General features: G+C 66.2%; 13 protein-coding genes and 18 tRNA genes. 24 read left to right on the forward strand and 7 right to left on the reverse strand.

The window, feature by feature from the left end:
- Window positions 1-160 precede the first annotated feature (160 nt).
- The 6 genes from ACWD5O_RS35780 to ACWD5O_RS35805 all read right to left on the reverse strand — a co-directional run bounded on the left by ACWD5O_RS35780 (window position 161) and on the right by ACWD5O_RS35805 (window position 5,058).
- A complete protein-coding gene (locus ACWD5O_RS35780) occupies window positions 161-421 on the reverse strand; it encodes a hypothetical protein (protein ID WP_450088027.1) in 261 nt (86 codons plus the stop codon).
- Window positions 422-642: 221 nt separating this feature from the next.
- On the reverse strand, window positions 643-963 hold the full coding sequence (locus tag ACWD5O_RS35785; protein WP_450088028.1) for an integrase core domain-containing protein: 321 nt from the start codon (window positions 961-963) through the stop codon (window positions 643-645).
- On the reverse strand, window positions 944-2,344 hold the full coding sequence (locus ACWD5O_RS35790) for an IS30 family transposase (RefSeq protein WP_450088029.1): 1,401 nt from the start codon (window positions 2,342-2,344) through the stop codon (window positions 944-946). Before ACWD5O_RS35790 ends, ACWD5O_RS35785 begins: the two co-directional genes overlap by 20 nt.
- Window positions 2,320-2,994 carry an IS3 family transposase gene (locus ACWD5O_RS35795; protein ID WP_450088030.1) on the reverse strand — a complete coding sequence of 225 codons (675 nt, stop codon included), beginning with the start codon at window positions 2,992-2,994 and terminating at the stop codon, window positions 2,320-2,322. The genes ACWD5O_RS35790 and ACWD5O_RS35795 overlap by 25 nt, the downstream gene beginning before the upstream one ends.
- Window positions 2,991-3,302 carry a transposase gene (locus ACWD5O_RS35800; RefSeq protein WP_074311864.1) on the reverse strand — a complete coding sequence of 104 codons (312 nt, stop codon included), beginning with the start codon at window positions 3,300-3,302 and terminating at the stop codon, window positions 2,991-2,993. Before ACWD5O_RS35800 ends, ACWD5O_RS35795 begins: the two co-directional genes overlap by 4 nt.
- Before the next feature lie 703 nt (window positions 3,303-4,005).
- Window positions 4,006-5,058 carry a hypothetical protein gene (locus ACWD5O_RS35805; RefSeq protein WP_450088031.1) on the reverse strand — a complete coding sequence of 351 codons (1,053 nt, stop codon included), beginning with the start codon at window positions 5,056-5,058 and terminating at the stop codon, window positions 4,006-4,008.
- 550 nt (window positions 5,059-5,608) lie between these two features.
- On the opposite strand from ACWD5O_RS35805, the gene ACWD5O_RS35810 reads away from it, so the two are divergent.
- The 14 genes from ACWD5O_RS35810 (at window position 5,609) to ACWD5O_RS35875 (ending at window position 10,195) form a co-directional block, all read left to right on the forward strand.
- A complete protein-coding gene (locus ACWD5O_RS35810) occupies window positions 5,609-6,211 on the forward strand; it encodes a hypothetical protein (protein WP_450088032.1) in 603 nt (200 codons plus the stop codon).
- Window positions 6,212-6,279: 68 nt separating this feature from the next.
- Window positions 6,280-6,990 carry an HAD family hydrolase gene (locus ACWD5O_RS35815; protein ID WP_450088033.1) on the forward strand — a complete coding sequence of 237 codons (711 nt, stop codon included), beginning with the start codon at window positions 6,280-6,282 and terminating at the stop codon, window positions 6,988-6,990.
- A 448-nt stretch (window positions 6,991-7,438) separates the two neighbouring features.
- Window positions 7,439-7,570, forward strand: a complete 132-nt coding sequence (locus ACWD5O_RS35820; RefSeq protein ID WP_450088034.1) for a hypothetical protein — start codon at window positions 7,439-7,441, stop codon at window positions 7,568-7,570.
- A 73-nt stretch (window positions 7,571-7,643) separates the two neighbouring features.
- Window positions 7,644-7,716, forward strand: a tRNA-Trp gene (locus tag ACWD5O_RS35825).
- Window positions 7,717-7,902: 186 nt separating this feature from the next.
- A tRNA-Ala gene (locus ACWD5O_RS35830) sits at window positions 7,903-7,976 on the forward strand.
- Window positions 7,977-8,151: 175 nt separating this feature from the next.
- A tRNA-Glu gene (locus tag ACWD5O_RS35835) sits at window positions 8,152-8,225 on the forward strand.
- Between the two features lie 136 nt (window positions 8,226-8,361).
- Window positions 8,362-8,437 (forward strand) — tRNA-Gly (locus ACWD5O_RS35840).
- Between the two features lie 33 nt (window positions 8,438-8,470).
- Window positions 8,471-8,914 carry an HNH endonuclease gene (locus ACWD5O_RS35845; RefSeq protein ID WP_450088035.1) on the forward strand — a complete coding sequence of 148 codons (444 nt, stop codon included), beginning with the start codon at window positions 8,471-8,473 and terminating at the stop codon, window positions 8,912-8,914.
- 38 nt (window positions 8,915-8,952) lie between these two features.
- Window positions 8,953-9,025, forward strand: a tRNA-Gln gene (locus ACWD5O_RS35850).
- Window positions 9,026-9,272: 247 nt separating this feature from the next.
- Window positions 9,273-9,887 carry a group I intron-associated PD-(D/E)XK endonuclease gene (locus ACWD5O_RS35855; RefSeq protein ID WP_450088038.1) on the forward strand — a complete coding sequence of 205 codons (615 nt, stop codon included), beginning with the start codon at window positions 9,273-9,275 and terminating at the stop codon, window positions 9,885-9,887.
- 5 nt (window positions 9,888-9,892) lie between these two features.
- Window positions 9,893-9,968: transfer RNA gene (locus ACWD5O_RS35860), tRNA-Leu, on the forward strand.
- A gap of 1 nt (window position 9,969) precedes the next feature.
- Window positions 9,970-10,045, forward strand: a tRNA-Thr gene (locus ACWD5O_RS35865).
- A 1-nt stretch (window position 10,046) separates the two neighbouring features.
- Window positions 10,047-10,112: transfer RNA gene (locus tag ACWD5O_RS35870), tRNA-Thr, on the forward strand.
- A gap of 5 nt (window positions 10,113-10,117) precedes the next feature.
- Window positions 10,118-10,195 (forward strand) — tRNA-Met (locus ACWD5O_RS35875).
- A gap of 1 nt (window position 10,196) precedes the next feature.
- Here ACWD5O_RS35875 and ACWD5O_RS35880 read toward each other — a convergent pair.
- On the reverse strand, window positions 10,197-10,421 hold the full coding sequence (locus ACWD5O_RS35880) for a helix-turn-helix transcriptional regulator (protein ID WP_450088036.1): 225 nt from the start codon (window positions 10,419-10,421) through the stop codon (window positions 10,197-10,199).
- A 19-nt stretch (window positions 10,422-10,440) separates the two neighbouring features.
- Between ACWD5O_RS35880 and ACWD5O_RS35885 the strand changes: the two genes are divergently transcribed.
- The 10 genes from ACWD5O_RS35885 to ACWD5O_RS35930 all read left to right on the forward strand — a co-directional run bounded on the left by ACWD5O_RS35885 (window position 10,441) and on the right by ACWD5O_RS35930 (window position 11,697).
- A tRNA-Leu gene (locus ACWD5O_RS35885) sits at window positions 10,441-10,524 on the forward strand.
- A gap of 79 nt (window positions 10,525-10,603) precedes the next feature.
- Window positions 10,604-10,675, forward strand: a tRNA-Ala gene (locus ACWD5O_RS35890).
- Between the two features lies 1 nt (window position 10,676).
- Window positions 10,677-10,748, forward strand: a tRNA-Asp gene (locus ACWD5O_RS35895).
- Between the two features lie 4 nt (window positions 10,749-10,752).
- Window positions 10,753-10,839: transfer RNA gene (locus tag ACWD5O_RS35900), tRNA-Ser, on the forward strand.
- Window position 10,840: 1 nt separating this feature from the next.
- Window positions 10,841-10,918, forward strand: a tRNA-Ile gene (locus ACWD5O_RS35905).
- A gap of 1 nt (window position 10,919) precedes the next feature.
- Window positions 10,920-10,992, forward strand: a tRNA-Arg gene (locus ACWD5O_RS35910).
- A 5-nt stretch (window positions 10,993-10,997) separates the two neighbouring features.
- Window positions 10,998-11,069 (forward strand) — tRNA-OTHER (locus ACWD5O_RS35915).
- A 5-nt stretch (window positions 11,070-11,074) separates the two neighbouring features.
- A tRNA-Pro gene (locus tag ACWD5O_RS35920) sits at window positions 11,075-11,148 on the forward strand.
- A 144-nt stretch (window positions 11,149-11,292) separates the two neighbouring features.
- A tRNA-Ser gene (locus tag ACWD5O_RS35925) sits at window positions 11,293-11,385 on the forward strand.
- A gap of 9 nt (window positions 11,386-11,394) precedes the next feature.
- Window positions 11,395-11,697 carry a hypothetical protein gene (locus ACWD5O_RS35930; protein WP_450088037.1) on the forward strand — a complete coding sequence of 101 codons (303 nt, stop codon included), beginning with the start codon at window positions 11,395-11,397 and terminating at the stop codon, window positions 11,695-11,697.
- Window positions 11,698-11,925: the final 228 nt, after the last annotated feature.

The raw sequence follows: 11,925 nt of genomic DNA on the forward strand, positions 1-11,925 counted from the left end.
CGAACATCGCCGCCGCCAACCGCCACCACGCCCGCGACAGCAAGCGACCCCTGGCCCTACTCGGCATCACCTGACGACTTTGCCGGGACCCTGGGCTGGAACCGCCCTCCATCGCCGTTCCATCCGCTCGCCGCAAGCGCTCCAAGGCCGGCACATATGATCATGAAGAGGACAAGGCCCGGCCGGTCAACCGGGTGAGGCTCACGGGGCAGACGCAACTCGGCTCCTTGGTCAACGGCACACGAGACGTCCACCCACGGCCGCCTCCGATGGCCAGCATCGTTGCAGTACCAAGCCAGAGATCAAAGACCCAGAATCCGGCGTACAGGTCGACTCGTCCGTCGCCCACCAGGTCAGCCGCCGTCACATGGTGGCTGACCTGCTGTTTCTTCGGGTGCTGCTGGTCGTCATCGGTCGTCATTGGTCGTCGTTCGACGGCCCGCTGAGGGCCCAGACGGCCCGGACACAGCCCAGGCACCGTCAGTTTGGAAGGTGCCTTGCGTCGGCCCGGCGGATGGGTTGGCTCCAGGCGCTGACCAGCCTGCCCGCTCGTAACGAAGGGCGGAGCGGTTAGGGGTGAGGCGACTCCATCTGCCGTTGTTGACCGGTGTTGTCAATCCCCTGGAATCGTGGAGAGTTCCGTTATGCGGCCTGGGTCTCCAGGGCGCGGGTCTCTGATCGTTCGTAGTCGATGGGTGATCGCCAGTCGCAGACGGAGTGCCGGCGGCGCCGGTTGTAGAAGTCGGTGATCCAGGTGGCGATCTTCACGCGGGCTTCGGTGCGGGTGCGGAAGTGGCGGCGGTGGACGTACTCGACCTTGATGGTGGAGAAAGTGGCCTCGGCGACGGCGTTGTCGAAGCACGACCCGACCCTGCCCATCGACTGGCGTACCTTCCATCGGGCGCAGGCCCGGGCAAAGTCGGCCGAGGCATACTCCTTAGGTTCAAGGAGTCGTTGCAACACCGGCCTGTTGGATTGATCTTAGGTGTTCGTCCAGGGCCTCTGCTGGCGTTCTCCACTCCAGAGACTTGCGGGGCCGACTGTTGAGCGCGGCGGCGACGGCGGCGAGGTCGGTGATGCTGTGTCGTGATAGGTCGGTGCCTTTAGGGAAGTACTGGCGCAGCAGTCCGTTGGTGTTCTCGTTGGTGCCGCGCTGCCAGGGACTGTGCGGGTCGCAGAAGTAGACCTCGAGACCGATGTCCAGACGCAGCTGGACATGTTGGGCCATCTCGGCTCCCTGGTCCCAGGTCAGCGAGCGGCGTAGCTGCTCGGGCAGGGCGGTGATCTGGTCTGCGATAGCGTCTCGGACCGCTTCGGCGCCGTGCCCGGCCAGCGGCGGGCCGTTCTTCACCACAGGCTGCTGACCGTAGCCATCCATGCGGGGCAGGTGCAGAAGCATCGTGAACCGGGTGCTGCGCTCGACCAGCGTGCCGATGGCCGAGCGTTCCAGGCCGATGATCAGGTCGCCCTCCCAATGGCCTGGCACGGCCCGGTCGGTGACCTCCGCCGGCCGTTGGCTGATCATGACCTCTGGGCTGAGGAAGTGCTTGCCCCGTCTATGGGTGCGCGCCTGCGGCACCCGTAACGCCCGGCCGGTGCGCAAGCACGCCGTCAGCTCACGGCGCAGCGCACCGCGGCTTTGAACGTAGAGCGACTGATAGATCGCCTCGTGCGAGATCCGCATCGACTCATCATCCGGGAAGTCCACCCGCAACCGCCGACTGATCTGTTCCGGGCTCCAGGCCGTGCCCCATCGCCGATCTGCGCGACGCCCGTGCCGGCGTCCCTTCCACGGCACGTTCGGGCCCGGGATCGGCCGACCATCAACGTCGGTGATCGTGCCGGCGAGCCGCTTCTGCACGTAGTCGCGCAGCAGGTGGTTCGCCGCCAGCTTCGCGGTTTTCGGGCGACGGCCACGACGCTCGGCATGCCACTGCGCGGCCACGGCACGGTAGTCCAGGCTGCCGCCACGAGTCACGGCGTTGCGGCGCAGCTCTCGCGAAATCGTCGACGCGTCACGGCCTACCGCTCGAGCGATCTCTCGCACGCCCTTGCCTTGTGCTTTGAGCAGCGCGACCTCTTCACGCTCGGCGAAGGACAGATACCGGCCCGACGGCGGAACCAGCGACAAAGGTGCCATACCGCCACCCTGACGAAACCAGCGCCCACCCACCGGCTGCGACACACCACACGCCGCCGCAGCTTCCTCGCTCGACAGACCTTCGGCGATCCGACGCCAGAACTGCCGCCGCACCTCCCGGTGCTCGTTCACACCCGGCCGGCCCGGCGATCGCATCGCTGGCCTGCCCGTCACCTCCGTCACCCAACCTGGTGGCCTACCCATGCACACACCCCTTGATTGAGGTGTTGCAACGACCACTGGAATCCGCCTTGACAGCCGCGGTCGGAGTGGAACACCAGCCCGGACGGCGGCCGGCGCCGCACAAGGGCATCGGTGAGCGCGGCGTCGATCAGGTCGGTGCGTAGGTGCTCGGCGACCGCCCAGCCCACGACCCGGCGCGAGGCCAGGTCGATGACGGTGGCCAGATATAGCCAGCCTTGCCAGGTGTTGATGTAGGTGATGTCGCCGCACCAGCGGGTGTCGATCCCCGCCGGGTCGGTGCCGAAGTCACGGTTGACCAGGTCAGGTCGCCTGCCGGCGTTCGGGTCAGGCACCGTGGTCGTTCGCCATCGGCGTGGACTCTTGCCGGCCAGCCCGGCGCACCGCATCAGCCGGGCGACGCGTTTACGGCCGTGTCGCAGCCCGGCGTCGGCGAGGTCGGCGTGGATCCGCGGTGCTCCGTAGGTGCCTTTCGACACCGCGTGCACCTGCGTGATCTTCGCGGTGAGCTGTGCGTCGACGCGCTGCCGCTGGGACTGGACGCCGCGTTGCTGCTGGTAGTAGGCGGACCGGGAGACCTCGAGTAGCTCGCACGCGCGCTTGACGTTGTGCTCGCCGGCTTGCTCCGCCTCGATGAACGGGTACACGTTCACCGGGTCTCCTTCGCGAAGAAAGCCGTTGCCCGCTTCAAAATATCGACGTCTTCACGCAGTCGGCGGTTCTCACGCCGAAGCTGCGCGAGTTCGTCTCGCTCATCCGAGGTCAACCCGTCAGTACGGGCGCCGCTGTCGAGTTCGGCCTGCTTGACCCATTCACGCACCGCGGTCTCGGTCAAGTCGAAATCCTGGCTGACCTGCCTGATCGTGCGGTCACCACGCTGACACAACTCGACGATCTCGGCCTTGAATTGCGCCGTGAACGACCGCCGAGGCCGCGACCGCTTCTTCCCCACGTTCTCCATGATGCTGGACATCCTCCCGGAGACCCCAGGTCCCCTGATCTCGGATGTCCGTCAAAACGGGGCAGGCCCACAGACGGGGGCACTCAACGGCGTTGAACTGCACTCAACGGCACGGAACCGCGCCCAACGGCATAGGCCGCGACCTGCGGTCTTGCGTTTCCGCAGCAGAGCCGGTGCAGGTTCTGCTTCACACGGAGTGCTCAGCGGCTTTGAATGGGTGTCGGCGGCTGTCTATACCGGCTGGTGGGGAGTATGGGCAGGTCGAAGCGGTAACGATCTGGTGCCGTGGCTGGGCCTTGCGTTGGGAGCAGGTTGGGTGCAGACCAGCGAAGTGGTCACCCTTCCGAAGAGCTCTACCGACGCGGCGCGAGCGGAGCTGCTGACCAGCGGTATCGCTGCGGCTTGACCGCTTGACCCACCCAGTGATGTCCGAAGTGGTCACCTTACGCGCTCTCAAGATGGCTAGCGCCGCCCGGCATCTCGGGCCGCTGAGCTTCGCTGCGACACATTCGATTGACATCGCCGAGCAGCGTTCCGGCTGTCGGTCATGGGCGCGCCAGCCGTGCCGTCATCTGGGACGCCGATCCCATGGGCAACGCTCTGAGCAGGCCCGTCGGCTTGGAGACCTCGTCGCCGGACCCGAAGGCGTCACCGTCGTGGGTCGCACCGGCGACGACGTCCTCAACTGCCGATGAGCGTGCGTTCACTGTCCCGCGTCGGTGGGGGAGCCGGGAAGGCGGTGGAAGCCAAAATCTGCTCGGTCGCTGGCTAGTAGCGGGAACCATCCCGAGGCCAGGAAATCTGCCCTCGGACCGACGGCTAGCTGGCTGCGGTCGACAATGGTGGTGCCTTCGTAGGTGGCGACAAGAATTAACGCGCTTCGATCCGGTAGGGCGAAGAGACCTTCGATGCGGTCGTTCGGCGACATGGTGGCGACCAGGCTCAGGTCGTTGCCGTCGGGAGTCGCACGGAACAGCCCGTCGACGCGGCGCGAGCCCGAACGTTCGGTCAGCGTCGCGGAGTACCACACGTCGTCGCCTACCACCTGAAGGTCACCACAGAACTCCCACAGTTGATCGGCTGGTAGCTCAGCCAGCGCCTGCAACTGGGCGGTAGCCTCGGCCACACCGCGACGCACGTGATTGCGCAACCCCTGTCCGAACCGCCGGGTGTCACCGGACGCGATGTCGAGCAGGCGGGGGCGGGCACCGTGGATGTAGAGCAGGGTGTGCGGGTTGAGCCAGGCGTACTGAAAGATCCTCGTACGGAATTGAGTGGATCGCTCCGATCCTACGGTCTCGACGCATAGCCGCCGGTCATCACCGTTCCACCGCACCCACGCGATCGTGTCCCCGGTGGGACTGACCGACAGCGACGGCGGCCCCCAGTTGAATCGTCCTACCTTCACCTCGCGCACCACCGCTCCCTGCCCGTCGAGCATGGTCAGGCCAGCGCCGCGATGTATGACGTATCCGCCGTCGGGCAGGCACACCGGGTCGTGTGCGTAGCCGCGGTAGACCTGCTGCCAGACGCCGTCGCGTGGGTCGCACCGAAACAGGCGTAAGTCACCCCGGTCATTGGTCTGCAAGTCGGGCACGCGCCGACCGGTTGGAGCAGCCGTCAGGATCAACTCCTGTCGGTGGCCGCACCATCGAATCGTGGACACGAACGAGAACGGTTGCAACGGCACCCGGAACACTGGTGCGTCCAGCCCCGACGTGACCAGCAGGTCTTCCTGATCTAGACGACGAAACACCGCAACAGCATGACCATCACGGCAACGCGAGACAAGCTTCCCTCCTTCGTCGCTTCCGAGCGGAGCGACGACAAGGCACCCGCCCAGCGCACTCACATGCCGCTTACAAGGCGCGGCGTTCGTGAGTGTGCTTCCCGATCGACCGATGCGGCTGCGGGAGCCAGCGCTGTTGCCAGCCAAGGCACTGGGCCGGCAGCTCACGATCGGTTGGCGGTCGGTCGGTCCGGTGCGGGCCTGGTTCGGGGAGCAGGTTGGGAGCAGCGGGGTCCCCTGAACGGCATTGAACTGCGTCCAACGGCATCGAACGGCGCTTAACTGCACCCACCCCTGCCTGCGGCTCCACGTTTCCGCAGGTCAGAGTCGGTGCGGCGTCCTGTTTCACACCGAAGAGGTCGCTGGTTCGATACCAGCATCGCCCACGCAGGTCAAAGGCCATTCCCGGTCATCGGGGGTGGCCTTTTTGCTGCCCGAGCAGCTAAGTGCAGCAGCGGTCAGCGGGCGGTGGCGACCAGGCGAGGAGATGTCCGCCTGTGCTGATACTTTGCCGGCCGTGAATGATCAGCTCACGTGGATCGACCAGATCACCGACGTGACCGGATGGCACCAGGAACCCGAGGACGGTGTCAGCTGGGAGCAGGTGGAAGCGGAGCTGGGCGTTGCGCTGCCGACGGACTTCAAGGAGCTGTGCCGGCGGTTTGTGGCGGGGGCGTTCTACGCCTACCTGGACCTCCTACGGCCGACCGACGATCACGCGCAGCCGCTGCTTCGAACGTGGGCCTCCTGCCAGCAGTGGGCAAGTGAGCATGACTCCGCGGGGTTGTGGGCCCCCTACGAGCTGTACGAGCCCGACAAGGGGTCGGGGCTGATCCAGTGGGGCAGCGATCAGACCGAGGGGGAGTACTACTGGCTGGCGGACCGCTCAGTGGAGCCCGATCGGTGGCCTGTCGTCGCGCGGTGGGACGGCATCGAGCCGTGGCACCAGCTGGACATGCCGACGGCCGAGTTCGTCTACCGGGTGATCGCGGATCCGGCGTTCAAGCCGTTCACGGTGGCCGACCCACCACGGCGTCCCTTCTACCTGCCGCACTGGGGGCCGTTCCCGATGAGCGCCGAGGACTGGGACGCTCTCACCGACCCGAATCGCGAAAACTAAACCATGTTCTACAAGGGCCCTCGGTCGAGGACATCAGTCAGCGGTGGTGGTCTCAGTAACATGCTGAGATGTCACGGCCAGTGATCTTCGACCTCTTCCATACCCTGATTCGGGGGGCCGACGATGAGCGTGACCGGGTAGACGGCGAGATGGCGGTCATGGTCGGGGTGGCTCCGGCCGAGCTGGTCGCCGCGTACCACGCGACCTGGCGGGACCGGCTGGTGCAGTGGGACGTGGAGGAGACCGTCCGCATCCTCGCCGGACGCCTCGGCGGCACACCAACCAACGAACAGGTGACACGGGCCGGTGAGCATCGGCGAGCCCTCGGGCGCAGGGTGCTGGACAGTGTCTCTACCGCCACCCTGGACGTGCTCGACGCGCTACGCGACGACGGGCATCCGCTGGCCCTCGTCAGCAACGCCACCTCGGACACTGCCGAGGCATGGCCGCAGAGTCCGCTCGCCCACCGATTCGACGTCGCGGTCTTCTCCTGCGATGTCGGGCTGTCCAAGCCAGACCCGGCGATCTACCACCTCGCTGCTGCGCGCCTGGGCGTTGGGCCGGCAGAGTGCATCTTTATTGGCGACGGCGCAGACGGTGAGCTGGCCGGGGCGGCAGCGGTCGGCATGACCGTCTTCCGGATCACGGAGCACAACGACACCGACCCCAGCTGGGGCGGGCCGGCTTTCGCTACCCTGGGCGACCTGCCCGCCATACCCCGAAAGCCGTTCAAGGCCATGGAGCCGTCCGGTGCACACACGGGGCACACGACAGCGTGAAACGTCGGCAACCAGCGGCCAATGACGTAAGCCCAAGCGCCGCCCGCGCGCTGCTGTGGGGCCCTGCGCACCTGCTAAGTTCCAGTTCCTGCGCCGCAGATGGGTTCTGGAGAGAACCCTGTCGTGGATAACCCGCTGCCGGCGCACCGTTCGCGACTATGAGCGCCACCCCGAACACCACGCCGCGATGGTATGGCCTGCTACCGCCGAGCACGCCAGCTCAAAGCCGCCGTACCGGCTGACCTCCCTATTTACCGGCGGCACCCGGAGAAACATCAGGTTAGCCGCGATGTAACGGCGGGCTGGCATGGTGGGCGACGGACGAGTTGATCTGTACGCGCGGCCGGGTCAGAGCTAAGCCCGTAGCCGGAATATCCATTGCCATCCGAACGGCGTAGCGCTTACCTTGAATGAGCAAGGTCAACCGGACCAACCCAAGGAGTTCCCCGTGTTGCAGTACGCCTCCACCGAAACCACGCGGTTCATGCCGCGCGGCGGTGTCGTGCTGCCCTCGACCGAGCGAGCCTACGACCTCCGCGGGAGCGAGCAGAACTGGAAGCCGGGGTGGCGGCGCGAATAGCGTCAGCGCAAGCTGCGAAGCCGCCCACCCCGACAGGGATAGGGCGGCTTTTTCGTTACCCGAACAACTTCATAGGGGCGTAGCTCAACTGGTAGAGCACCGGTCTCCAAAACCGAAGGTTGCAGGTTCGAATCCTGTCGCCCCTGCATTTCGTCCCGGCCGTGGCCGGCGACGTCGCAAATTCTAAACTCCACAGTGGATGGCATAAGCAAGACCCCGGCCGGCGCCCGCACGGGCCGGCCGGGGGCAACACCTCCGGGACGAGGGAGACGGCTGACCCGCTCGCTGTGGGAGCGAGAGACACGGGGTTCGACACCCCGGTCCCGGACCATGGGGTTGTAGCTCAGCTGGTAGAGCGTCGGCGTGGCACGCCGAAGGTCAGGGGGTTCGAGTCCCCTCTTCTCCACCGGCCCGCCTGGTGACCGCATCGAAGATGGCGCGGGTACGAAAGTGTCACCAATGCCCTCTTGGCGCAAGCGGAAGCGCGTGTGGCTGAAGACCGCGAGGTCTCCGTTCGATTCGGGGGAGGGCACGTTGGCGGGGGAGGCGCCCGGCGCACAAAATGACCCCGCCGGCTCCATGGGCCGTTGGAGCAAGCTGGCAGCTCACCTGGTTCTCAGCCAGAAGGTTACGGGTTCGAGCCCCGTACGGCCTACGCAAGAGATGCCAAGCGGTCGTGGTGAAGGGCGAGAACCCGACATCGTTCGATGCTGCTGGCTTGGCAGGAGGCAGCGCACTCAAACTGCGCACAGTGCGGGTTCGAATCCCGCTCGGGGCACTCAACACACCATGCGGTTGTAGCTCAGCTGGTAGAGCGCGACGTTGCCAACGTCGAGGTCGCCCGTTCGATCCGGGTCAGCCGCTCCAAGCACCACCGGCCACGAGAGAAGGGAGGGCCCGGTGGACGCAGTTCTCGTCCTCAACGCCGACCTGGGACCGCTGCACCGGGTCCCGATCAAACACGCGATCCGGATGCTCATGCGCCAGGTCGCCGAGATTCACGAAGCCGAGCCCGACCGGCTCATCGGCGTCTTCCCGATGCCGAAGGTCCTCAGGCTCGTCCGCTATGTCGTCACGAAGTGGCGCTACACCAACGGCCCGACCTGGTCGAAGGCCGGCGTGCTGCGCCGCGACGGCCACCAGTGCGGCTACTGCGCCGCGTCGGCTACCACGGTCGACCACATCCTGCCCCGCTCGCGGGGTGGGCAGAACACCTGGCGGAACACCGTCAGCGCGTGCGCCCCTTGTAACCAGGCGAAGGGCGACCGGACCCCGGCCGAGGCCGGCATGGTGCTCCGCACCCGGCCGATCGTGCCGGCGTGGGGGTCGCTGGCGCAGTGCTGACCCGGCCGGCGGGCCCACCGCGGTCCGCCGGCCCTCATTCCGAGATGGTGCAGTTGGCAGCACGTCCGATTCTGGTTCGGAAGATCGGAGGTTCGAATCCTCCTCTCGGAGCGCATCCAATCGGCATGTCTAATGACGTCTCAGTTAGACGCTGTAGTTTGTTCTTATGGCCCGACCGAGAACGTGGAACGACGACCAGCTCAGGACTGCGCTTGCCGGCGCGAAGACCTGGAATGATGTGGTCAAGGGAGTGGGCCGACACCCATCCACCAGGGCTACGCGAACGATCCAAGGGCACCTTCTACGCCTTGGTATCCGGCCTGACCATCTGCCGCCGATCCCCGACGATGTACCGGTGATGGCCGAAGACTGGACAGCCCGGCGGATGTCTCTTGCGGAGGCCGTGCAGGCATCGCGTTCCTGGGCCGAGGTCATGCGCCAGCTCGGCTGCGAGAACTCTGGCTCCGCGCACAATGCTGCAAAGCGACTCGCGGCAGAACTTGGGCTGGACACGTCGCACCTCGCCGAGTCGTGGAACAGGAGGGCTGTGGTTCCTTCGTCGAGTCTCCCCTTCTCCGCCGAGGAGTCGGACGCCCATCTCCGGACGGCGGCTGTCGGTGACGCCGTTTCCTGGTTCCTGCGTCGTGGCTATGCGACGTCGCTACCGGTTGAGCCAACCCGGTACGACTTGATTGTGGAGTCGGACGAAGGACTGAAAAAGGTCCAGGTAAAGAGCACCACATCTCGGGACCCGGCAGGGCGTTGGACGGTAGGGGTCGGGCGTCTCGAATACGGCCTACGAGACAACCTCGACTGCAATGGGCGTCGCGGAACGACAGCCTATCGGCCCAGCGAAGTGGACCTTTTCTTCATTGTCACCAGTGGACCTGACCGATACCTCATTCCGATCGAAGCGACGGGTGGTGCGAGGTCGCTGACTCTTGATCGAAAGTACGGTGCGTTCCGCGTTTGAACCTCGCCCTCGTAGCCCAGTGGTAGAGGCACGACGTTGAGGACGTCGCCAGGGCGGGTTCGAGTCCCGCCGAGGGCACCAGGCCGGTGGAGCACGGGTGGCCGTGCGGCCGACTTGTAATCGGCAGGCTGCGGGTTCGACTCCCGTCGTCGGCTCCATGCCAGCGAAGCTCACCAGGCAGAGCACCGGCATCGTATCCCGGGGGTTCGAATCGCGTCGCTGGCTTTCTCGCCGACGTAGCTCAGGTGGTCAGAGCGCCCCGCTCATAACGGGGGAGGCCCCCGGTTCGATACCGGGCGTCGGCACCAACTACGAACGTCCCGGACGACCACCGACGCCAGGCCGGGGCCGCTGCTCATGCCAGGCGATCACCCGACTCAGCCGCCACATGTGAGTCCGGCCGACCGTCTGGTCCGGCTGCGGCAGCTGGCTCCGCTTCCGGTAGTTGGTCACGGTCGCAACCTGCACGCCGAGGTACGCGGCGATGTCGGAGGTGGTCCACCACTCCGCGGTCACGTCCAGGCCGGCGTTCACAGATTGATTGTCACATCACGCGCTCGTGGTGGAATTCAGGTAGACACGCCGGTCTCAGGAACCGGTGCCGCAAGGCGTGGGGGTTCGACTCCCCCCGAGCGCACGCAAGGCCGAAGGCGGAGTGGAGCCGCCGCCCCGGGGCACCCGGGAGAACCGGTTCGACTCCGGACGGCCGCGCCATGGGGTTGAGTGCTGGTGCACAGCGTCGCTTTGCAAGCCTCGCGTGCGGGGTTCGATCCCCCGTCGATCCACCATGCTCCGTTAGCTCAGGGGGAGAGCGCCGGCCCGTCAAGCCGGAGGTCGCCGGTTCGAAACCGGTACGGGGCGCCCTGGAGAGGTGGCCGAGCTGGTAAGACAGCGGGTTGCTAACCCGTAACGGGTCACACCGTCGGGGGTTCGAGTCCCTCCCTCTCCGCCATGTCGTCGTGGCCAAGTTGGTGAAGGCACTGCGCCGATAACGCAGAGATGCGCTGGTTCGATCCCAGCCGACGACACCATGCCCCCGTGGCTCAGCGGATAGAGCACCAGATTACGGATCTGGGGGTCGCGCGTTCGAATCGCGCCGGGGGCACTCATCGGGATATAGCGCAGCTTGGTAGCGCGGTGCTGGGGGTGCAGAGGTCGTCGGTTCAAATCCGGCTATCCCGACTCAACGGGTACTAGCTCAGCTTGGGAGAGTGCCGCGTTCGGGACGCGGAGGCCGGGGGTTCAATTCCCTCGTACCCGTCGTTGAATCGCAAGGTCCGGATCCCCACCGCGTATTTCGCTCGACGGGGGCTCCGCCCCGGTGCGGTGGGTGAAGCCGGGGTTCGACTCCCCGGGCGCGTCTGGCCGACGGCGCGGCGCGGCCAGCCGACGATTCACACAGTTTGGAGGGGCTAGCCGACAGATGGCGACGGCCACCGTTTCGAAAACGGTTGGGGTGAAATATCCCGTAGGAGTTCGACCCTCCTTCCCTCCGCCAAGCCGCGGTGTGACAGACATCGTCGTCCTGGACTTCGACCACCAGCGCGACAAGGAGGTCGGGGTGAACGCACTGGTGGGTGCCGGCGCTCCGTGGGATCGAAACCTCGTCGAGATCGAGAAGTGTGAGGTGGTCTGCGCCAACGACGACCGCCGTCGAACGGCCCGCACCTTCAGGTGGGCGCGGCTCGACGACGAACAGGGCCGTCGCAGGGTCGAGTCCCGCTCGGGAGACGTGATCTTCTTGATTGGGGTGCGCTTGGACCGGTCGGTCGTCGCGTCAGCGGTCGCGTGGGTGCTGCGGCGGCTCTAGAACGTCCGATGGTGGCGGTGGTGGCTTCTTAGGGCCGAATGCGGACTTCATCAACCAGAGCACGAGGCCCGCCACGATGACGGCGATCAGAAGAACGCATGCTATCCCCCCGGTGATGCCCACATCGCGAAGTTATCGCGTTGTGCACAGCGGGGGGCTCGGTTTCGAGAATGCTCGATCAAGTGGGTGACGGCCTCGGCCGAAGCTGACGACCCGGCCCAGCCTGCC

The sequence above is a fragment of the Micromonospora sp. NPDC005161 genome (assembly GCF_053599855.1).

Coding starts and splice junctions, on each gene's coding strand:
- ACWD5O_RS35780 (WP_450088027.1), bottom strand. CDS start 421: ATGACGACCGATGACGACCAGCAGCACCCGAAGAAACAGCAGGTCAGC.
- ACWD5O_RS35790 (WP_450088029.1), bottom strand. CDS start 2,344: ATGGGTAGGCCACCAGGTTGGGTGACGGAGGTGACGGGCAGGCCAGCG.
- ACWD5O_RS35815 (WP_450088033.1), top strand. CDS start 6,280: ATGTCACGGCCAGTGATCTTCGACCTCTTCCATACCCTGATTCGGGGG.
- ACWD5O_RS35800 (WP_074311864.1), bottom strand. CDS start 3,302: ATGGAGAACGTGGGGAAGAAGCGGTCGCGGCCTCGGCGGTCGTTCACG.
- ACWD5O_RS35855 (WP_450088038.1), top strand. CDS start 9,273: ATGGCCGAAGACTGGACAGCCCGGCGGATGTCTCTTGCGGAGGCCGTG.